18 protein-coding genes and 1 pseudogene are annotated in these 21,345 nt (G+C 63.6%); 12 read left to right on the top strand and 7 right to left on the bottom strand.

The window, feature by feature from the left end; translation table 11 throughout:
* The first annotated feature begins 6 nt into the window (after positions 1-6).
* The 3 genes from CFB40_RS06385 to CFB40_RS38555 all read left to right on the top strand — a co-directional run bounded on the left by CFB40_RS06385 (position 7) and on the right by CFB40_RS38555 (position 4,264).
* Positions 7-1,650, top strand: a complete 1,644-nt coding sequence (locus tag CFB40_RS06385; protein WP_089430835.1) for a serine hydrolase domain-containing protein — start codon at positions 7-9, stop codon at positions 1,648-1,650.
* Between the two features lie 486 nt (positions 1,651-2,136).
* A complete protein-coding gene (locus CFB40_RS06380; RefSeq protein ID WP_218829595.1) occupies positions 2,137-3,945 on the top strand; it encodes a TIGR04141 family sporadically distributed protein in 1,809 nt (602 codons plus the stop codon).
* A 172-nt stretch (positions 3,946-4,117) separates the two neighbouring features.
* Positions 4,118-4,264 (top strand): hypothetical protein, encoded by a 147-nt coding sequence (locus CFB40_RS38555; RefSeq protein ID WP_179255253.1) that lies wholly within the window; start codon positions 4,118-4,120, stop codon positions 4,262-4,264.
* Positions 4,265-4,393: 129 nt separating this feature from the next.
* Here CFB40_RS38555 and CFB40_RS06375 read toward each other — a convergent pair whose 3' ends face one another.
* The 4 genes and pseudogenes from CFB40_RS06375 to CFB40_RS39475 all read right to left on the bottom strand — a co-directional run.
* Positions 4,394-5,275, bottom strand: a complete 882-nt coding sequence (locus CFB40_RS06375) for a hypothetical protein (RefSeq protein WP_089430834.1) — start codon at positions 5,273-5,275, stop codon at positions 4,394-4,396.
* Positions 5,276-5,334: 59 nt separating this feature from the next.
* Entirely contained in the window at positions 5,335-7,002 is a 1,668-nt protein-coding gene (locus tag CFB40_RS06370) for a UvrD-helicase domain-containing protein (RefSeq protein WP_089430833.1), read from the bottom strand.
* Positions 6,999-8,903, bottom strand: a complete 1,905-nt coding sequence (locus CFB40_RS06365; RefSeq protein WP_089430832.1) for an ATP-dependent nuclease — start codon at positions 8,901-8,903, stop codon at positions 6,999-7,001. The genes CFB40_RS06370 and CFB40_RS06365 overlap by 4 nt, the downstream gene beginning before the upstream one ends.
* A gap of 333 nt (positions 8,904-9,236) precedes the next feature.
* A pseudogene (locus tag CFB40_RS39475) lies at positions 9,237-9,320 on the bottom strand (hypothetical protein); the annotation flags it as partial.
* Positions 9,321-10,207: 887 nt separating this feature from the next.
* Here CFB40_RS39475 and CFB40_RS06350 point away from each other — a divergent pair.
* The 7 genes from CFB40_RS06350 to CFB40_RS06320 all read left to right on the top strand — a co-directional run bounded on the left by CFB40_RS06350 (position 10,208) and on the right by CFB40_RS06320 (position 17,430).
* Positions 10,208-11,233, top strand: a complete 1,026-nt coding sequence (locus tag CFB40_RS06350) for a LacI family DNA-binding transcriptional regulator (RefSeq protein WP_089430830.1) — start codon at positions 10,208-10,210, stop codon at positions 11,231-11,233.
* Positions 11,234-11,300: 67 nt separating this feature from the next.
* Positions 11,301-12,329 carry an ABC transporter substrate-binding protein gene (locus tag CFB40_RS06345; protein ID WP_089430829.1) on the top strand — a complete coding sequence of 343 codons (1,029 nt, stop codon included), beginning with the start codon at positions 11,301-11,303 and terminating at the stop codon, positions 12,327-12,329.
* 17 nt (positions 12,330-12,346) lie between these two features.
* Positions 12,347-13,171 (top strand): ABC transporter permease, encoded by an 825-nt coding sequence (locus CFB40_RS06340; protein ID WP_089430828.1) that lies wholly within the window; start codon positions 12,347-12,349, stop codon positions 13,169-13,171.
* 10 nt (positions 13,172-13,181) lie between these two features.
* A complete protein-coding gene (locus CFB40_RS06335; protein ID WP_089430827.1) occupies positions 13,182-14,084 on the top strand; it encodes an ABC transporter permease in 903 nt (300 codons plus the stop codon).
* Positions 14,085-14,097: 13 nt separating this feature from the next.
* Entirely contained in the window at positions 14,098-15,129 is a 1,032-nt protein-coding gene (locus CFB40_RS06330; RefSeq protein ID WP_089424928.1) for an ABC transporter ATP-binding protein, read from the top strand.
* An 84-nt stretch (positions 15,130-15,213) separates the two neighbouring features.
* Entirely contained in the window at positions 15,214-16,038 is an 825-nt protein-coding gene (locus CFB40_RS06325) for a phosphodiesterase (protein WP_089424927.1), read from the top strand.
* A gap of 192 nt (positions 16,039-16,230) precedes the next feature.
* A complete protein-coding gene (locus CFB40_RS06320) occupies positions 16,231-17,430 on the top strand; it encodes an MFS transporter (RefSeq protein WP_089430826.1) in 1,200 nt (399 codons plus the stop codon).
* Positions 17,431-17,452: 22 nt separating this feature from the next.
* Here CFB40_RS06320 and CFB40_RS06315 read toward each other — a convergent pair whose 3' ends face one another.
* The gene (locus tag CFB40_RS06315) at positions 17,453-18,661 is read right to left on the bottom strand and encodes an EamA family transporter (RefSeq protein ID WP_089425874.1); all 1,209 of its coding nucleotides are present in this window, start codon (positions 18,659-18,661) and stop codon (positions 17,453-17,455) included.
* A 505-nt stretch (positions 18,662-19,166) separates the two neighbouring features.
* On the opposite strand from CFB40_RS06315, the gene CFB40_RS06305 reads away from it, so the two are divergent.
* Positions 19,167-19,520, top strand: coding sequence for a type II toxin-antitoxin system RelE/ParE family toxin (locus CFB40_RS06305; protein WP_089430825.1), 354 nt, complete (start codon positions 19,167-19,169; stop codon positions 19,518-19,520).
* Positions 19,517-19,798, top strand: coding sequence for a helix-turn-helix domain-containing protein (locus tag CFB40_RS06300; RefSeq protein ID WP_089430824.1), 282 nt, complete (start codon positions 19,517-19,519; stop codon positions 19,796-19,798). The genes CFB40_RS06305 and CFB40_RS06300 overlap by 4 nt, the downstream gene beginning before the upstream one ends.
* Positions 19,799-19,883: 85 nt before the next feature.
* Here CFB40_RS06300 and CFB40_RS06295 read toward each other — a convergent pair whose 3' ends face one another.
* Complete coding sequence (locus CFB40_RS06295) at positions 19,884-20,672, bottom strand: molybdopterin-dependent oxidoreductase (protein ID WP_089425873.1); 789 nt, start codon at positions 20,670-20,672, stop codon at positions 19,884-19,886.
* A gap of 29 nt (positions 20,673-20,701) precedes the next feature.
* A complete protein-coding gene (locus CFB40_RS06290; RefSeq protein ID WP_089430823.1) occupies positions 20,702-21,334 on the bottom strand; it encodes a cytochrome b/b6 domain-containing protein in 633 nt (210 codons plus the stop codon).
* Positions 21,335-21,345 lie beyond the last annotated feature (11 nt).

The raw sequence follows: 21,345 nt of genomic DNA, 5'->3' as shown, positions 1-21,345 counted from the left end.
CCTAAAATGACTCAAGCATCGCACGACATCGTCGAGCAGCTGGATACCCTTTTCGAACGCTTCAACAAGAGCGACGAACCCGGCCTCGTCGTGGCCGTCGCGCATCGAGGCGAAGTGCTCTACCGGCGAGGCTTCGGCATGGCAAGCCTGGAACACGGCGTCGCCAATACGCCGGCCACGCGCTTGCGCATCGGCTCGACGAGCAAACACTTCACGTGCCTTGCCGCCCTCCTGCTCGCCGAAGACGGCAAGCTCGACGTCGACGCCGGGATCCGCACGTACCTGCCTGAACTGCCGCTGCTCGCAGGCGACCCCAGCTTGCGCCAGCTGATGACGCATACGGGCGGCTACCGCTGCTATCTCGATCTCACGCTGCTTGCGCAAGGCGTCGCGACGTTGCCGCGTGGCGGCGTGCTGGCGGCGCAAGTCCGGCAACGCGACGTCAATTTTCCGCCGGGCGAGCGGATGATCTACTGCAACGGCGGATATCACCTGCTGTCGCTCGCGATCGAGCGGGTCAGCGGCATTCCCTTCGAGACCTTTCTGAAGGCGCGCATCTTCGACGTGATGGGCATGGTCGACACGGAATCGGTCGCCGACGACATGCGCATTCGCCCGCGCATGGCGACCCAGCATGTGCCGGATGGAAAAGGCGGATTCATGCGCGGCCTCTTTCCGACGTGGGAAGTGCTCGGCGAGGGCGGGATCGTGTCGACGGTCGACGACATGCTGCGCTGGCTCGCGCATCTGCGCGGCCCCAAGCGGGTCGGCAGCGAAGCAAGCTGGCGCCAGATGCTGACCCGACCGCACTATTCGAGCGGCGCGGAAGGCGTCTACGCGCTCGGGCTGATGCGCACGCCGCATCGCGACGTGGAGGTGCTGCACCATGCCGGCGGTGTGTTCGGTGGGTCTTGTCAGATGTTGACGGTGGCCGAGCACGCACTGGACGTCATCATTCTCACGAACGGCGCGGCAGTCAATCCGGTTGAAGTGGCCACGCAGATAGTCGATATCGTTCTGGGCGACGTCGTCCTTGGCGCGAAGCCCGCCGCGCCGTTGCCGACGGCAGGGCACGAAACCTTGCTCGGCAGGTACCACTCGCGTACGTCCGGGACGTATTGCGTGATCGGCGATCACGACGGGCAGCTCAACGCGAGCTTTCAGAACGTCCAGCAGATGCCCCAGGCGCTCATCGAGACGGAGGCCGGATTGCGGGTAGACGACGGGACAGGCAGAGCGCTGCTGATCAAACCTCGAGCGTCGACGGCGGCGGCTCGCGTGACGGCGATCGAGCTGGTGGACTGCGGTCACGCGGAGACGCTCGAGCGCTTGCCCGATCACGCGCCGTCGCTCTCCGATGCGTCGGCGGGCCTGGCGGGCGCGTATCACGGTCACGATGCCGCGGCACGTGCGACGATCGCCGTGACGAACGGTGAACTCACCCTCACCATGACCGGCGCCGCCGGCAGTGCCGGCTATCGGCTGGAACCGGTGGCCGACGACATTTTCACGTTCGACCCTGCCGGTCAGATGGCCGTCATGCACGGCGTCTTGACGGTGGAGCGCTCGGGTCACGAGGTGACGCGCTTTCGCATCGACACGTCGCGCACGCGCAACTTGACTTTCATGCGCGAGCGGTGTGATTCGTAGACTCCGAGTCACTTCATGACGTGGCGTTTGCGTGGTGAGGCGCGCGGCTTCGTCAGGAGCCGCGAGTTCCACCACGCGCCTGTGACGACTCGCCGTAATGCCGCCGGAGACCGGCCTGCCCGTCCATTGACGCGTCGCTAATGGCGTGGCGTCGCCGTTCGGTGGTCGGCAATCACCCTCGATGCCACGCCACAAAACAAAAAACCCGCGAGCGCATGGCTTCTCGCGGGCTTTCGTCCCTTTATCGAATCGCCCTGAAGCGATCGTGGTGGGGACCGGAACAGAATTAATCCCGTCAACGCCCACACAAGGAATTGATCCACTCGATCACTTGTTCATGCCCCCAAATGTGCCCCCAACTTACCGGAACACTTTGGTTCAGTAGCACATTTGACTTCAGTGCCCGAATGGGGGCAAGCGCAACGCCCAGCACCCTCGACTGCTGAATGCCACTGTGTCATCCAGGACAGCCCTGGACGGCACGACTTGTTGACGATCGCCCGCCCGCGGAGCAAAGTCTCAAATCTCCATATCGCGCCACTGGGCGGGATATGGCGAAAAAACAAAATGGTTGCGGGGGCGATGATGAAAGAGCATCAAGCCAGGCGGGAGCATCTAACAATATATCTCGTCAAGGACGCGAAACTGACAGACGAACAGATCGTCAAGACCGATCGGGCAAAGCCACCCTACGAACTGAAAATAAGCGAGGGAGCCGCTCGCCTTTACGCCAAGAACAGCTCGCGTCCGAAACTGCCCGACTGGGCTCCATTTCTCGTTCGCAACCAAGACGTGCCGTCCAACCTTTTCGAAGGCACCCGGTCCGAAGGGGCTGTCCTGCTAGTCCGGCATGTCGGCGCGCTTTTCGCGCTGTCGTTCGGGATGGGGCACCACCTCATAAACCTGGATCTGGTCGAGCGCGACTTCGGATTGCGTGTAACGCTCAATTCGATCGATCCACTAAAGCTGCGCAGCCTCGACAAAGCGAGCCACGAAGTCAATCCGTTGCACATACGGAGCCAGAGCGCGCGAGACGCCGACATATTCGATTTGAACATCGACCCAGAGCTCGACATGGTCCACGCAGTCACCGGGACATCAGAGGTCGCACTCTTCGGCGAACACATCAGCGGCCGTGACGCGTTGACGATCAACCCACCAGTGACCCTCGACGACCTCCCCAAGATTCTGTCCGAAGCGCTCGCCCGCCGGAACAAGCCTCTGCCCGAGCGATTCGCCTGGATTGACAATGTCCATCGAGTCCGCGATTCGACGATGATCGAATGTCTTGACGACGCGCTCACTGACGCCTTGCGATCGGATCCTCGGCCTGAAAACCTTTGGCTAGGAGAGCCGGAAATCGTGGACTGGGAAACGCAGACTGGCTACTCGTTCGACCAGCGGTCGAGGACGGCCCGCCACCGCACGCTGCAAATCGACCAGCTGCTCGAATACATCACCGAACATGGAGAGAGGCCAAGCGCGGCGCTACTGCGGTCCATCTCGGTACACGTGAACGACGCGAATTACCAGTCGATCAAGAGCTGGACCGCCTACCGCTGCCTATATGCGGAGCTTCCGATGGGTAAGGAGACGTTTATTCTGAGAAATGGACTGTGGTACGAAGTCAGCAGGAAATTCGTCGACGAAATCGACTCCTACTTCAAGCGGCTCGACGCCGAACCGGCAAAGATGCCCGCTTACCAACATGCCAACGAGGGCTTATACAACGAGAGCGTCGCAAATGAGAATGCTGGATATGATCTGCTGGACAAGAAGAACATCTCTTTCGGCAACGCCTATGACAAGATTGAATTTTGCGATCTCGTGCGCGACGGAAGCGACCTGATCCACGTCAAGCTGTATCGAAGTTCGGCGACGCTCAGCCACCTCTTCGCCCAAGGTAGCGTTTCGGCAGAGACGTTCATGCGCCACGAAGAGTTTCGGGTCAAGCTCAATGAAAAGCTTCCCACCAGTATCAGGCTCGACGACCCTCTAGCGCGTCCGATGGCCGAAAACTATCGGATCGTCTATGCCATCGCGACCACAAAGGAACTTCCGAAGGACCTGCCGTTCTTTTCAAAAATTACCCTCAAGAATGCAATCATTGGCTTGAATGGGCTTGGCTTCCGAGTCGCGCTTGAACGTATCGACATAACCCCCGACTTTCTGAAAACCGCAAACTACAAGCCCGCCCGCAATGCTGCGGAATCGGATAGGCCGGCCGGAAAGTCGGGGCGCACCGCACGACGACGCGACATGCAAACCCCTACCCTGCCTCCGTCTGCGGCATGAACCTCACCTATATAACGCGCCCGTATGGCTAGCCAGCCCAACGTCTTAGATTCGCTCCAACTTAAACGAATCGAAGCGGTCCACCGAGGATTTCTCTATCAGCACCTCTACGCAACCGGTTGTCTGTTGTTACCGGGACCGACTCAAAGAGTTGACGAGGAGCCCCAAAGAGTTGGAAGAGCAGCTTGAGAAGATCGATACATCGCTGCGCCAGCAAGCCGCTCAAGTTAACACGACGGAAGCGGAGTTTCGGCATGTCTCCGGGAAACGACGTGAACTGCGCAAGAAGCTGGAGGAGATCCGCCCGATGCAATTATGAAGCTCAAGCAATACCTGATGTTCGGTAAGAGTCCGCATCGTGGGCGCTACGGCTTGTTTCCGTATCCAGCTGCGCCCGCGGAGTAGCGGTCATCCCTCGACGCTGATTTGCACTATCGCAGGATGCTCCTCAGTCCGCTCTCGGGAGGCCGTTAAATTCTTTGCGTGCCATGTCGCGAAGACGATTTCGCTTCGCCAATATATTGCGAAAGTAGTCGATCTCAAGCGCCACCGCCTCTCGGAGGAGAAGATGTCTAGTCCCGGCGTTTTCCTCCTCTATCACGACTGTCATCGTTTGCTCGTTCCCAGAATCGGACCTTTTGATAACGTGGTTTGTCACGAAAAAATGGAGCTGTGCTTTCGAATCTGCTTTCCGCCTAATTCGCCGCCGAGACAGCTCGAAATTTTGGCTTTTCTCAACAGCACGGGCGAGCACTGAATCGTCTTTCGGCCCACAACCTGTGACTTGCTGATTTCCGGCCATGTACAACAAGGCATATGGGACGTTGGAAGTGCTTACCTCCCGATAGAGATAGCCCTCCTGCTCGTGGAACTGTTCGAGCATCGACGCGAACAGTCGGTCGGACACCGACGCGCCGAGAAATCGTTCGACCATGTAGTGAACCGCATCGGCATGATTCACGAGTATCTCGATGACGCCGGCCGTAATCACCCCGGGCCGCCGAGTTTTGTTTCGACCATTAAACGACTTCGGGTCCGCGAGAGAGCACTCGTCGTACGCGTCCTTATCGAACTTGCCGATGCCTTCAATGTCCCCAACAGCGTGCTTGGCGTACAACGGCAAACCCTTTCCGTCGGCGTCTACCTTGCGGTCAACGTCTAAGTTGACGATATGCACCGGGTTCTCGCACTCTGGACAAACCGCATAGTGCATCGTCTTGCCGGCACGGCTTTGATACCAGGGATGTTGCTTGCCTGTCGCAAAATGGAAGCCCGTCTCCGTAAGCTTCTGGTAATCGTGCTCTCCCTGCCGCAACTTGAAAACGTTCATCGCTACATTCACCTGTCAATCGTCACTTTCGTTGAATGCCACCTTCACCGATTCATCACTCATTGGAGGCTGAGAAACGGTGTGGCATAGGCCATGAATTCGTTGTGAGTCGTCCTATTTTCCTGCCATCGGTGGGGATTCGACGGGGGCGTTTGTCGGCGATCACTTACGGTCAAGACAAGACGACTCTTAGCTCGAGAGACCGCCACAAAAAAAGCACATCGCTCTGCATCTGCGTTGCCCCAGAACGTTTGGTTTTCGACACCAAGAATTACCACTGAATCGAATTCGAGCCCTTTGCTCTTGTGTATGGTGAGGATTCGTACCGCCTGATCGTCGGAAAAACGCTCTAGCGCCTTCGGCAAGTCAGGCTCGATCTTCAGCAGTTCTTCGATCCGAACCTTGGTGTCAGCAATGACCTCCTTCAATCGAGCCGTGGACTCGTAGTCCGGCAAAAGTGCGGACAGGATCTCGATCCCCACATGGCGCAAGAATTCACGTACGGACTCCCACCAATCCGTTGCAGGCTCGCCCAACGATTCGACAAGAACGGCCTTTTTCCGCTGCTCCGCTATGAAGCGTTGGGTGTTTCGCCGCATGTTGGCCTGGACGTCTTCATCACCGAAAGGAATCAACTGGTCCATTAGACGAATCCAAGCCTTGGGGGCGCGCTGCCCGTACACACAGGACAGGTAGTCAACGATGAGTCTTGCGGCTGGCTCTACCGAAATGTCCTGGATCTGCTGCTCATTTCGGAATGGGATATTTCGTCGCTCCATCGCTGCCATTAGATGATCGGCATACAGGTCGGGTTGTCGGGCAACCAGAATTGCGATTTCCGACGGTACAAGCTTGTCATGATTGATCCAGCCGTCAATTGCGTTAGCCACACACTCCGCTTCCTGCCGGCTGTCCGGAAAACGCCACGCAAAGATGAGCCCCTCCTCACCTCCAAGTTGCTCATCGGGCATAACAGAAGATGGGTCCATCACACGGATGATCTCGTTCTGCATGCGCAACAGGCGGGGCTTCGAACGGAAGTTGCGGTACATGTTGAGCGGCACCGCACCGAAGTCTGTTGCAAAGGTCTGGAAGATACCGTCTAGCGCGCCCGCCCATCCCATAATCTTCTGCTTCGTGTCTCCGACCGCTGTAAGGCGGATGGCCGTTCTTTGAAAGGCAATCTTCACCAACTCGTACTGGTGATTTGTGCAGTCCTGAAACTCGTCCAAGAAGACGTCGCTGTAGGTCTGACGGACAGCACGACGGGCAACGGCCGAGACTCTCAAAATCTGAGTAGCCAGAGGCACCAGATCCGTGAATTCGATCTGGCGTCGCGCGACTCGCTGGCCACCAATCCGGTAATCGACATCAAGCGCATCTTGCCCGGTTAGCACCGGTCGAAACCGATCAATTATCCGCTTCGCAAAGGCATGGAAGGTGTAGCTGTCGAACCGCGCGGCCATATCTGAACCGCACCGGCGCTTCACACGCTCCTTCAGGTTTTTACTGGCGTCAACTTTGAACGAGATAGCCAGTATCCGCTTTGGATAGGGGCAGGTTCCAGTACGCAACAGGAAGTCGGCGCGCTGTGCCAGCATTTCGGTCTTACCCGCCCCGGGCCCAGCTGTCAGGGCAAGGCAGCGTTCCGCTTCCATCGCCGCGCGCCTGGCGTTGGGTTCGAGCGTCAGCCCATCTGCTGGATGCCAAGTGTCCGCTGCGATCACTCTGGCAACTCCTCCAGCTTGGCGATCACCGCGTCCGCCAGGCGACTCAGAGACTCAGGCATGTCAGCGAGGAGTTCTTCGTCGCTCAGTTGGGCCAGTGCTTCGATGTGTGCTGCCGGCTTGCTACCCAGCTTGAAGCGCTTGTGATAGGTGCCGAACAGACCAAGCTCATCGGTATTGTATTGCTCGGCATCGTGGTGGCTGTCGCCGAGGACGGCCTTGATGGTGGGCTCACTCGGTGGATTCAATTCAACGCCATACTCTTCCGGATAGGAAAGAAGCATCGCGAAGTCGAGGTCCATCGGAAAAGAGAAAAAGATTCCGCGTTCTTCAAGCGCCTCGATGTACCAGGGGTACTTTCGGACCTTATTTTTGTCTGAATTCCACTTGGGAATTCCGTAATTTTCAGGAAGGACGTTTTTGGCTCGGTACTCCGATAACTGATCGTTGGCATATTTGAATCGTCCCCATCCACCTTGATACCGGGCGACATCCAAATCGAGCAAAGTGAGATGCGGGATTTCGAGCGCGGAGAGCAGGCGCCAGAAGTGGTTGACATGCCGGCCTCCTAGCGGTGCGACGGTCACTGCGGATTCGTCAACCGGGACGCCCTTGGCACGCAGGATTCGGGGCAAGACAATTTCTTCGCTGTCACCTTCTCCCAGGATGACCAACCGGGAAAAGTAGATTTCAGGGTACGCCTGTACAGCCTCCCGAACGAACTTGTGTGCCTCGTCCGTTTTCTTGGGCATTCGAATGCGCGTGATCTTTGTCGTACGTTCATCCGTGAGTCGCAAGTAGCGAATGTGCTGCGGGTCGACACGCCTCAGCATGGAGGGCGCGTGCGTGGCGATGAGGGCCTGCGCGTCCTCCTTTCCCGTCATGGCCACTAACGCATTCACGATGCGTCCCAGGTAATGCGGCGATAGGCTGTTTTCGGGTTCCTCGAGCGCAACGATCGTAAATACCGGTGGACGCAGCTTGTCCGGGTCGAATGAATCGTCCTCTCCGGCGAGGACGGCGCGCCCGATCGACTGAGCTGTGAGCACCAACGACAAGTAAAGCATGGACTTCTGACCATCACTCAGTCTAGAGAAATCGACTAGATCTTCGTCGTGTCCGGGCGAGAAGGAGACAGACAAATGTCGTAGAAGGGCCTCGATCTCGGAAGCAACGAAGGTGATATGCGGATCGGCAAAGAAACTGCCTTTGTGCAATGTACCCCAGGTCGTCTTCAAGCTCTCGCTCAAAGCCGCAATAGAGGGGTTTGCGGCGAGACTTTCACTAATCTGGTCCGTGAAGCCTTTGACTTCCTCGCGCTCGTTTTCCCAGTTAACTGCTCTCAGCATCCGCCCGAGTAATGCACTTGTACTGTACGCAATGTGTTCCGCAGGATCGCGGCGAGCAGGCAGGTAGTGAACCTGCACGTGATTTCTTTCGGCTCGTGGAACCTGTGCAGTCGTCAGGGGAGACCCGTCGCCATTCAGATCCAGCACATAGACCAAGGTTTCCTCGATATCGCCATCCACTCCCATTGTGGCACTCAGCCGATACCGAACTCGCGGTAAGTCATCAGCGGTGTCCAAGCGCATGTGGCTGAAGTGCGGTGCCACCGTCGAATTTTCGCCATCTTCACCGAGTTCAGGGAAGACAAAATCGGCTTCGATCCAGAGTTGTCTTTCGTCCGGAACAGCATCCTCGTCGTATGGAACGTGAAAATCCGAGCGCTGAATTCGTCTCAATGAGGGATCGAAGGCGAACAGGCGACATATAGCCTGAAGTGCCGCAGTCTTGCCTGAGCCGTTGGGACCGATCAGGTATGTAATGTCATTGAAAGTAATTTCAGTTGGTTCTTGTCCGAACGACAGAAAACCCGACAGTCGAATGCTCTGTAGTTTCATGCACCCTGCACCCCGTATCGACAATGCGTTTTTGTAAATATAGCTGAGTGGTCAACTTTATCACCTGCCCGCGATTGGCACTATATTTGCGCTGCGTCAGCATGTGACCAGTCATCGCCGCAACTGAAGGCGAGCCGCAATGCGGGAATGTGGCTGACAACGGAAAGGCAGGATCGAAGTTCAAGGCCCCCGTACGCCGCCCCCTTTTCGAACCTTGCCCGTGGCCCGACAATTCAAAAATATTTGAGCCGTATGTCACCGCTGAGAGCCCGAGCAAGTCGGGCGCTTCGCCGACGCAATCGTACGTCGACGCCCCTCTCTCCTTTCAGGAGTTCAGTGATGATCTCCTTGCCCGCAAAACGATACTTGAAGCCGCCAATATTTCCCACCCGCTGGAGATACCGCCAGATACATTCCACCGCCATCTGGAAGGCGGTTCGACTTATCACGTGGGGGGTTTTCGGATAGCGCGGCCTGTCAACGGCACGGAGCACATTGCGGCCCGAGGGGGCATTTTTCTCAGGGGTATTTACTGCAAACTCATATTCCCGCGAAGGTGCCCCCACATGCCCCGGATTCAGGAGGGCAGCACTGGACATCGCTGGAATTAAAAACCCGCGAAGACTTGCGCTATCGCGGGTTTCTGTATGTCCCAGAGACGCTCTTGGATTGCAAATTGGTGCCGGGGACCGGACTCGAACCGGCAAGCCAGTTAAGGCGGCGGATTTTCGTCACACTGCTTCTTTCAAAGCCGGCGTCGCGTGCGCGATGCCGTTCGTGCGCTGGACTATGCCTTCGCCGTCGCGCGCGGGCTTTACCTGCTGCCCATGCGCCTTAGGCGCCCCCCGTCTAGTCTCTACACCTTCCTCGCGGATGCCGCGAGGCTTGGCTCGGCGTTGCCTCGATGCGCGCATCAGGGGTTTCGCCGAATTTGAAGGGTTCTGCACCGACCGTTTCCGACCGGGCACTCAATCGTTTAAGTCCGCTATGTTTACCAATTTCATCACCCCGGCAAGAGGGCGGACGCGATTCTACCATTGCTTGCCCATGCGTTCCCTTATTCCGCGCCGCCGCATCACGCCCCCACGGATTCATCCTTTGTCGTCGACGCCGCCACACCGCCGCCAACGATTTCCTCCCGCGCCGCAGCATCCCCGATACAATCGAATCCGCGTCGTCCGACGGCCCTATCCGTCAGACGTTTGTGTCGTGCTTTTTGCGAAACAAGCGTCGCCTAAGTCATCGCGAAGTCACAAACGTTTTCGATAATTTCCCGGCCGAAAACGTTTACATCGCAAGCTTTCATGACCTCGACCATCAAGGACGTCGCTGCCCTCGCGGGCTTCTCGATCGCCACCGTCTCGCGCGCGATCAACGCCCCGCATACCGTCAGCCCCGCCACGCTGCAAACGATCCGCACCGCGATCGATACGCTGCAGTTCCGCCCGAGCCCGCTCGGCCGGCAACTGCGCGGCGAGCGCACGCGCCTCGTCGGCGTCGTCGTGCCGACGTTGTCGAACCCCGTGTTCGCCGACTGCCTGCAAGGCATCGACGAACTCGCGACCGCGGCCGGCTTCAAGCTGATCCTGATGACGACCGAATACGACGCGGCGCGCGAGCGTCACGCGATCGAGACGCTGCGCGAGCAGCGCGTCGAAGGGCTGATCCTCACCGTCGCCGATGCGGATACCCACCCGCTGCTCGACATGCTCGACCACGACGGCCCGCACTACGTGCTGATGCACAACGACACGCAGCGTCGCCCGTCGGTGTCGGTCGACAACCGCCGTGCCGCGTATGACGGCGTGCGGCTGCTGACCGCGCGCGGCCACCGCCGCGTGCTGATGCTGGCCGGCTCGCTCGCCGCGTCGGATCGCGCACGCCAGCGTCATCTCGGCTATGCGCAGGCCCTCGAGGAAATCGGCGTCGCCACGCTGCCGCCGGTCGAAGTCGACTTCAACGCGCCCGAGTTGCCCGACGCGGTGCTCGCGCATCTCACCGCGCACGCGACGCGCCCGACCGCGCTCTTCTGCAGCAACGACCTGCTCGCGATGGTCGTGATGCGCGGCCTGCGCCGCGCGGGCTTCTCGATTCCCGACGACCTGTCGGTGCTCGGCTTCGACGGGATCGCGCTCGGCGAACTGCTCGCACCGCCGCTCGCGAGCGTCGCGACGCCGAACCGCGACATCGGCCGCCACGCATGGCAGCGCCTCGTCGAATGCATCGGCGGCGCAGCGATCGAACGCACGTCGCTGATCCTGCCGCACGTAGTGCGCGACGGCGCAACCGTGGCGCCGCCGGCCACCGACCTGCAATTGCGCAAGGCCTGAACCCGCGCCGCGCACCCTGTACACCACCACGCCACCCCAGCGCCTCACCCTCGCCCGGAGACCTACCGTGTCCTTTCGCCTGACCTCGCTGCTGCGCGCGCTCGCAGCGCCCGTCGCCTGCGCCGCGCTCCTCGCCGGCGCGCCCGCCGCCCACGCCGACGAAACGGCGATCTGCTACAACTGCCCGCCCGAATGGGCCGACTGGGCCGCGCAGATCGCGGCGATCAAGCAGAAGACCGGCATCCGCGTGCCGTTCGACAACAAGAACTCGGGCCAGTCGATCGCGCAGCTGATCGCCGAGCAGAAGAGCCCGGTCGCCGACGTCGTCTACCTCGGCGTGTCGTCGGCGTTCCAGGCGAAAGACAAGGGCGTGATCGCGCCGTACAAGCCCACGCACTGGAACGACATCCCCGCGAACCTGAAGGACCCGCAAGGCTACTGGTTCGCGATCCATTCGGGCACGCTCGGCTTCTTCGTGAACAAGGACGCGCTCGACGGCAAGCCGGTGCCGCGCTCGTGGGCCGATCTGCTGAAGCCGGAATACAAGGGCATGGTCGGCTATCTCGACCCGTCGAGTGCGTTCGTCGGCTATGCGGGCGCGGTGGCCGTGAACCAGGCGCTCGGCGGCAGCCTCGACAATTTCAAGCCGGCGCTCGACTGGTTCAGGAAGCTGAAGACGAACGCACCGATCGTGCCGAAGCAGACCGCATACGCGCGCGTGCTGTCGGGTGAAATTCCGATCCTGCTCGACTACGACTTCGACGCGTATCGCGCGAAGTACAAGGACAGCGCGAACGTCGAGTTCGTGATTCCGAAGGAAGGCACGATCGCCGTGCCGTACGTGATGAGTCTCGTGAAGGGCGCCCCGCACGACGCGAACGGCAAGAAGGTGCTCGACTTCGTGTTGTCCGACGAAGGCCAGAAGCTGTGGGCCAACGCGTACCTGCGCCCGGTGCGCGCGCAGACGCTCGGCGCCGACATCGCATCGAAGTTCCTGCCGGCGAGCGAATATGCGCGTGCGAAACCGGTCGACTTCGGCAAGATGGCAGCCGGCCAGCAGGCATTCGGCCAGCAATACCTGCAAGTCATGCAGTAAGCGGCCGGACCTCATCGATGCTTGACCTGACTTTCCCGCTGCGCTGGCGCGTCGCGCTCGTCGCGCCGGCGCTTGCGGTGTTCGCCGCGTTCTGGCTGCTGCCGATGGCGGCACTCGTGCAGGTGTCCGCCGACGGCGCGTTCTTCCCGCACTACGCGGCGCTGCTCGGCAATGCGCGCTACATGAAGAGCCTCGGCGAGACCATCGCGCTGTCCGCGGGCGTCACGCTCGCGACACTCGCGCTGTCGACGATCTCGGGCCTCCTGCTCGCACGCCGCGAATTCGCGGGCAAGCGCGTGCTGCTCGCGCTGCTCACGTTTCCGCTCGCGTTCCCGGGCGTCGTCGTCGGCTTCATGGTGATCATGCTCGCCGGCCGGCAGGGGTTGATCGGCATGCTGTCCGCGAAGCTCACCGGTGACAAGTGGGTGTTCGCGTACTCAGTCGCCGGGCTGTTCATCGGCTACCTGTACTTCTCGATTCCGCGCGTGATCGTCACCGTGATCGCGGCGGCGTCCAAGCTCGACGCGTCGCTCGAGGAAGCCGCGCGTTCGCTCGGCGCATCGCCGTGGCGCATCTTCGTCGACATCGTGCTGCCCGCGCTCGCGCCGGGGCTGATCGCGGCCGGCGCGATCTGCTTCGCGACCGCGATGGGCGCGTTCGGTACCGCGTTCACGCTCGCCACCGACCTGAACGTGCTGCCGATGACGATCTATACCGAGTTCACGCTGAACGCGAACATCGCGACGGCGGCCGGCCTGTCGATCGTGCTCGGCATCGTCACCTGGGCCGTGCTCGCACTCGCGCGCCGCTTCACCGGCCACACCGCCGCCGCCGCGGCCTGAGGATTCCTGCATGCAATCGCTTTCCGGCTCTTCCGCGCCGTCGCCGGCCCCGGCTCCCGCTCCCGCGCAGGCGAACGGCGTCGCCCGCCGCGCGCCGCGCGTCACCGGCGCGCGCGCGATCGCCGCGCTGCAATGGGGCGTCACGCTGCTGCTCTGCGCGTTCCTGATCGTGCCCGTCGTGATGTCGGTGCTCGCGGGCCTCACCGTCAACTATTTCCGCGGCCTGTCGAGCGGCCTCACGCTGCGCTGGCTCGAACAGGTGTGGCAGCAGTATCACGGCTCGGTCGCGCTGTCGCTTTACGTCGCGTTCGCGACGCTCGCGATCGTGCTCGCGATCGGCGTGCCGGCCGGCTACGCGCTCGCGCGCAGCAAGAGCCGCGCCGCGCGCGCGATCGAGGAGGCGCTCGTGCTGCCGGTCGCGCTGCCCGGCCTTGCATCGGCGCTCGCGCTGCTGGTCGTGTATGGCGGCTTCACCGCGTTCCGGATGAGCCTGTGGTTCATCGTCGTCGGCCACGTCGTGTTCACGCTGCCGTTCATGGTGCGCGCGGTGGCGGCCGTCGCGGCCGGCGCCGACCTGCGCACGCTCGAGGAAGGCGCGGCCAGCCTGGGTGCGTCGTTCGTCACGCGCTTCGTCACGATCGTGCTGCCGAACCTGCGCCCCGGCATCGTCGCGGGTGCGCTCGCGGTGCTCACGCTGTCGATCGGCGAATTCAACCTCACGTGGATGCTGCACACGCCCGACACCAAGACGCTGCCGGTCGGGCTCGCCGACACGTATGCGTCGCTGCGCCTCGAAGTCGGCAGCGCGTACACGATCCTGTTCCTGCTGATGACACTGCCGCTGCTCGTCGCGATGCAGTGGCTCGGCGTCGATCCGTCCGGCACGCGGGCACTCAAGAAGCGCCCGCGCTGAATTTCTTGCAGACATGAAACTCGATTCCACTCCCATCACCCTCACCCGCTGCGCGAAGACGTTCCGCGGCACGCGCGTGCTCGAGCCGCTCGACCTGTCGATCGGCGCGGGCGAAACGCTCGTGCTGCTCGGGCCGTCCGGCTGCGGCAAGACCACGACGCTGCGCCTGATCGCGGGCCTCGACACGCCGGACGCCGGCGGCACGATCGCATTCGGCCATGACGACGTGACCGCGCTGCCGATCGAGCGCCGGCAGGTCGGCATGGTGTTCCAGAACTACGCGCTGTTTCCGAACCTGACGGTGCGCGGCAACGTCGGCTACGGGCTGAAGATCCGCAAGACCGAGCCACGCGCGCTGCGCGAGCGCGTCGACGAGCTGCTCGCGATGATGCGGCTCGACGCGCATGCGGACAAGCCGATCGACCAGCTGTCGGGCGGCCAGCGCCAGCGCGTCGCACTGGCCCGCGCACTGGCGGTGCGACCGCGCGTGCTGCTGCTCGACGAGCCGCTGACCGCGCTCGACGCAAAGCTGCGCGACACGCTGCGTCGCGAGATGAATGCGCTGCTGCGCGAACTCGGCGTGACGACGGTCTACGTGACGCACGACCAGGCCGAAGCGATGGAGCTCGGCGACCGCATCGTCGTGATGGGCGCGGGCCGCATCGAGCAGATCGGCACGCCGCGCGACATCTACTACCACCCGGCCAACCGCACGGTCGCGCAGTTCATCGGCACGCTGAACCGGCTCGCCGGGCAATGGCGTGACGGCACGCTGGTGACCACGGGCGGCGCGATCGCGACGCCGCACGCCGCCGACGAGTGGTTCTTCCGCCCCGAGGATGCGCAACTGGCCGATCCCGCGCATGCGCCGTTGCGCGGCGTCGTGAGTGCATGCGCGTTCCTCGGCGAGCGCACGCGGCTCACGATCGAGCACGCGGCCCCCGACGCGCTCGTGATCGACGTGCCGGGCCGCATCGCACTCGCACGCGGCACGGCGGTCGGCCTCACGGTCGCGCCCGAAGGCCTGATCGCGCTCGGCGCCTGATCCGTCCTTCCGGCATCATTCATGCAGCACCCCACCGCGGCGCACGACGCCGTGACAACAATCAGACAATTCCGAGGAACGACGATGCTGCTTGCTCAAATCAGCGATCTCCACATCAAGCGTCCGGGACAGCTCGCGTACCGGCGCGTCGACACCGCGGCCGCGCTCACGCGCTGCATCGAAAAACTGAACGCGCTCGTGCCGCGCCCGGATGCGGTGCTCGTCACCGGCGACCTGACCGATTTCGGCCACGACGAGGAGTACGGCAACCTGCGCGGGCTGCTCGCCGCGCTCGAGATTCCGTACTACCTGATGATCGGCAATCACGACGACCGCGCCGGGCTGCGCCGCGCGTTCGCCGATCGCGCCGAGCTGCAGGCGGGCGAATTCGTGCAATACACGCTCGACATCGGCGCGGTGCGCGTGCTCGCGCTCGATTCGCAGGTGCCGGGCGCAAGCTACGGCGACCTGTGTGACGCACGGCTCGCCTGGCTCGCCGCGCAACTCGACGCGGCGCGCGACCGCCCGGTGATCGTCGCGCTGCATCACCCGCCGTTCGCGTCGGGAATCGGCCACATGGACAAGCTGCGCCTCGCGCCGGCCGCCTCCGCGAAACTCGACGCGCTGCTGCGCGGCCATCCGAACGTCGAGCGCGTGCTGTGCGGCCACGTGCATCGCACGATGTTCACGCGCTTCGGCGGCACGCTCGCCGCCGCGGTGCCGTCGCCCGCGCATCAGGTCGCATTCGACCTGCGGCCCGACGGGCCTTCCGCGTTCCGGCTCGAACCGCCGGCGTTCGCGGTCCATCACTATGTGCCCGATGCGGGGATGACGTCACATCACGTGTATGTCGACGAAGGGGCCGGGCCGTATCCGTTCTATGAACCGACGGGTGAGCTGGTCGACTGACGGGTTGACGCACGCACGATGACGGGCAGCGACCGGCCGGTTACACAGATTTGGCCGGTTTGGCCGATCTGCCCCCGTCCGGCAGGATTCCCGTCGCTCCGGTATGATCGGCAGCCTCGACGGCGCCCCGCCCGCCTGCGCACCCGACGCGTGCGCCGCGCGCTGCGCCGCCCCACTTCCGTTCGCGCAGCCATGTCCACCGCCCCCACCGACCGTCCGACCGACGCCGCCTCGCCTCACTATTCGCGCAGCCTGCTGTTGCTGCTCGCGACGATCGCGGGGGTGTCCGTCGCGAACATCTACTACAACCAGCCGCTGCTCGACAGCTTCCGCTCGGCGTTTCCCGACGGCGCTTCGTGGATCGGCGCGGTGCCGACCGCGACGCAGCTCGGCTATGCGGCCGGCATGTTCCTGCTCGCGCCGCTCGGCGACCGCTTCGACCGCCGCGGGCTGATCCTGATGCAGATCGCCGGCCTGTCGGTCGCGCTGATCGTCGCGGCCACCGCGCCGTCGCTGGCCGTGCTTGCCGTCGCGAGCCTCGCGATCGGCGTACTCGCGACCATCGCGCAACAGGCCGTGCCGTTCGCCGCCGAGATCGCGCCGCCCGCCGAACGCGGGCATGCAGTCGGCACCGTGATGAGCGGCCTGCTGCTCGGCATCCTGCTCGCGCGGACGGCCGCCGGCTTCGTCGCCGAGTATTTCGGCTGGCGCGCGGTGTTCGCCGCGTCGGTCGCGGCGCTCGTCGCGCTCGCCGCCGTGATCGTGCTGCGGCTGCCGCGCAGCTCGCCGACGTCGACGCTGTCGTACGGCAAGCTGCTCGGCTCGATGTGGCATCTGGCGATCGAATTGCGCGGGCTGCGCGAGGCATCGCTGACGGGTGCCGCGCTGTTCGCGGCATTCAGCGCGTTCTGGCCCGTGCTGACGCTGCTGCTCGCCGGCGCGCCGTTCCATCTCGGCCCGCAGGCCGCCGGCCTGTTCGGGATCGTCGGCGCGGCGGGTGCGCTCGCGGCACCGTACGCGGGCCGCTTCGCGGACAAGCGCGGCCCGCGCGCGATCATCTCGCTCGCGATCGCGCTGCTCGCGCTCTCGTTCGTGATCTTCGCGCTGTCGGGCTCGAGCCTCGTCGGGCTCGTGATCGGCGTGATCGTGCTGGACGTCGGCGTGCAGGCCGCGCAGATCTCGAACCAGTCGCGCATCTATGCGCTGAAGCCCGAGGCGCGCAGCCGCGTCAACACGGTGTACATGGTGTGCTATTTCATCGGCGGCGCACTCGGCTCGTCGGCCGGCGTCGCCGCATGGCACGCGTTCGGCTGGATCGGCATGTGTGCAACCGGGCTGGTGTTCACCGCGCTCGGGGGATGGTTCCACCATCGCGGCGGCCGGCGCGACTGAGCGCGACCGGCCACGTCACGCGTCACGCGTCGGCGCGGGGTGCGGCCGGTTCGGCGGCGGGTGATGGAGCGAACGCCGGTGCCGGTTCGGCGATGGGCGGCGTGGCGAACGCCGGTGCCGGTTCAATGACCGCGGCAGGATCCATCACGGCAGCCGGCGTCGGCACGGCCAGCGGAACGGCGGAAGGCGCCAGGATCGGCGCCGCCTCCGGCACCGCGATCTGTTCGGGCGCCGCTGCAGCCTCCGCCGTCGACGCAGCCGCCACGGCCGCCGAGCTGGCAGCCGCCGCGCGCGCCGCGGGCCGGCGCGCCGGATCGAATACGAACGACAGCCCGACGCTGCCGAGGATCGCGACGGTCGCGACCACCGTCGCCATCGTCACCGGCTCGCCAAGCAGCAGCGCACCGAGCGCGACCGCGACGATCGGGTTCACGTACATGCAGCTGCTCGCGATGATCGGGCTCGTGTGGCGGATCAGGTAGCCGTACGCGACGTACGCGGCCATCGTGCAGAACACCATCAGGTACAGGAACGCGAACACCGGCCCCACCATCAGGTGCTCGACGCGCTCACCGACCAGCCACGCGACGAGCGTCGAGATCATGCCGCCGAGGCCGATCTGCAGCGACGTGGACAGGAACAGGTCGGACGGCAGCTTGAGCCGCGTCGCGAGATGCGCGCCACCGGCCCAGAACAGGGCGCCGGCCAGCACGCAGATCGTGCCGAGCGCCGAATTGTGCGCGGCCGCGCCGCCCGAGTTCAGCACGACGATGCCGACCATCCCGAGCGCCACGGCCGACCACTCGCCTTTCGTGACCGGCCGCCCGGCAACTGCGGCGATCACGGTCGCGAACAGCGGCACCGTGGCCACCATCACCGCGGCCGAACCGCTGCTGACCAGACTGATCCCGAGCGCGATCGTGCCGGACGACAGCGCGACGAGCATCGTGCCGACGATCCCCGCATTGCGGATTTCGAGCAGCGTCGGCCATTCGGGCTTGCGCCGCAGCGCGAAGATGAACAGGCCGATCCCGCCGAGCAGGTTGCGCAGCCCCGACAGCAGCAGCGGCGGGAACGACTGCAGCGCGAAATGCAGGCCGCTGTAGGTCGAACCCCAGACGAAATAGATGAAGACGAGCGCCAGCGCGACGCGGCCGCCGCGGCTTTGCGGCAGGCGGATCCGGAACGAGAAGCGGGCGAAGAAATCGAGGAGGCGGTCGAGCGGCGTCATCGAGCAGCCTGCCCGCACGTCACGCCGCGTGCTCCGCTGAAAGGCGCCGGCGATGCCGGCAAACGGCCCTGGCGGGACCGGGAAGGCAGAGCGAACGTGCGGAACGACATGGCAGTGCGAACGGCGACGAAAGAGAACCGGCAAGCGGCGGCAGAGGGACAAAAAAAACGCGCGCAACCGTTTCGGCTGCGCACGCTCGGCATTATGGCATCAAGGATTCGAAAGCATCGTCGGACCAGTCTGAAAGGATCGCGAATGATGTTTCCGCGCGACATTTCCCGACCGGTGGGCGGGTGAAATCGGGGGCCGGATATGCGACACGCGTGCGTTGCCAGGGTGTCAATCCGCCCCGCCATCCACGCCATCCGTCGCGATCGAGTCAGCCATCGGCCGAACGGCCAGTCCTGCACGCCGGCCCGCGCTTCCCCCTTATCGTGACGGTCGGCTCACGCGCGTCATGCGCTGGACGACCTTCCTTCGACACCCGTACCGCCCATACAAAATTTTGTATAATCCAACCATTCTCCCGACGAAGCCTGTTGTCTTCGTCGGCAGCGCGCTAGCGGATCTTCGCGGCTTTCCGCTGCCCGCACGACGCGAAGCCGGCCACCAGATCGACCAGGTACAACGCGGGTTCGCGCCCGACGACTGGAAGCCGATGCGCACCGTCGGCATCGGCGTGCGGGAAATTCGCCTGCGCGATGCGAGCGGCGCGTTCCGGATCATTTACGTCGCGACATTCGCCGACGCCGTCTACGTGCTGCACCGCTTCCGGAAGCAAGCGGCGCGCACGACCAGGGCCGATATCGAACTGGCCGCCCGGCGCTATCGCGTGCTGACGATGGAGAGGAAACGATGACCAACGACCGTCATTCAAGCGTCTGGGACGCAATCGAGGGCCAGCCGGCTGAAGCCGAGAACATGAAGCTGCGATCCGAACTGATGATCGCGCTCAAGCAGCGCATCGCGCAGCTCGAGCTCAGTCAGGCCCAGGCTGCGGAACAACTGGGCGTCACGCAGCCGCGCGTCTCCGACCTGATGCGCGGCAAGATCAACCTGTTCGGGCTCGACGCGCTCGTGAACATGGCGGCGGCCGTCGGCCTGCGCGTCGACCTCCAGGTGCGCGAATCCGCGTGACGCGTCACGTGCGATGCCGCGATGCCCGACGCATCGCGGCACGCGCATGCGCCGCCACCTCCCGCCGCCAACCGCACCGCACCGCTCACGATCCGCCGAACCAGTTGTACCCCTGGTCGACCCAGTAGCCGCCCGGAAACGTATCGGTCACGAAGATCTCCATGATGTGCTTCGGATTCTTGTAGCCGAGCTTGGTCGGCATCCGCAGCTTCATCGGGAAACCGAACTCCGGCGGCAGCCGCTGGCCGTCGTAGTCGAACGCGAGCAGCGTCTGCGGATGCAGCGCGGTCGGCATGTCGATGCTTTCGTAGTAATCGTCCGCGCACTTGAAGCCGACGTACTTCGCCCGCGTGTCGGCGCCGGCGCGGGCGAGAAACGCGCCGAACGGCGTACCGCCCCAGCGGCCGATCGCACTCCACCCTTCCACGCAGATATGCCGCGTGATCTGTTCCGCGTGCGGCAGCGCATACAGTTCGTCGAGCGTCCACACGCGCTTGCCCGTCACGCGGCCGGACAGCACGAGCCGATACGTCGACGCGTCGACGTGCGGCACGTCGTCGATCCCGTAGTACGCGTTGAACGGGAACGGTCGCGTGATGTCGGCTTCGGTGTAGGTCGGCGCGAGCCGCTCGCCGCTGAACAGCCAGGCCTGCACGCGGTCGTTCATGCGCGACACCGTCTCGAGGAACGTGTTGACCGACGCGTCGTCCTTCAGCGTGCAGCCGGTCAGCATCGTCAGCCCGCCGAGCGTCAGCACGCGCCGGTTGAACAGCCGCCGCGACGGCATCTCGAGCTCGCGGCGCACGTCGAGTTCGAGCGACTTCCGGTCGAGCGTCCAGCGCGAACCGTCGCGCTTGGTTTCGGATTCCGACATGATGATTTCCTTCACCCGAGGTTGACGGGTCAGCGCCCGCGCAGCATCGCGAGCAGCGAGCGCGGCACCAGCAGCGCCATCGCGACGTGAACGGCAATGAATGCGACGAGCAGCGACATCGCCCAGAAGTGCACGACTCGCGCGTTGTCGTAGCCGCCGAACAATTCGCGCAGCAGCGGGAATTGCACGGATTTCCAGATCGTGAGCCCCGACAGCACCAGCACGACGAGATCGACAATCGCGGTCAGGTAGGCGGCGCGCTGCACCGCGTTGTAGACGCTCAGGTCGGCGTGCGACAGCCGCCCGCCCAGCGCGGCACGGATGTCGCGCCAGATCGACGCCGGCGTGACGGGCAGCATCTTGCGCGCGAGGCGCCCCGTCGCGATCGACATCGTCAGGTAGAACAGTCCGTTGAAGACGAGCAGCCACATCGCCGCGAAATGCCATTGCAGCGCGCCGCCGAGCCAGCCGCCGATCGTGATCCCGTGCGGGAACGTGAACGGCGGATAGATCGGCGACGCGTCGTAGATGCGCCAGCCGGACAGCACCATCAGGATCGCCGCGAGCGCGTTGAGCCAGTGGCTCGCGCGCACCCACAGCGGATGGATCGGGCGCGCGGGCGGCGTGGCGGCCGCGCGCCCGGTGGCGGGAACGGTTTGCATGATGAAGACTC

This window comes from Burkholderia sp. AU31652 (assembly GCF_002223155.1).
GTDB lineage: Bacteria > Pseudomonadota > Gammaproteobacteria > Burkholderiales > Burkholderiaceae > Burkholderia.
Note: the sequence above shows the minus strand (reverse complement) of the source record. Positions and strands in the feature narration are given on the sequence as shown.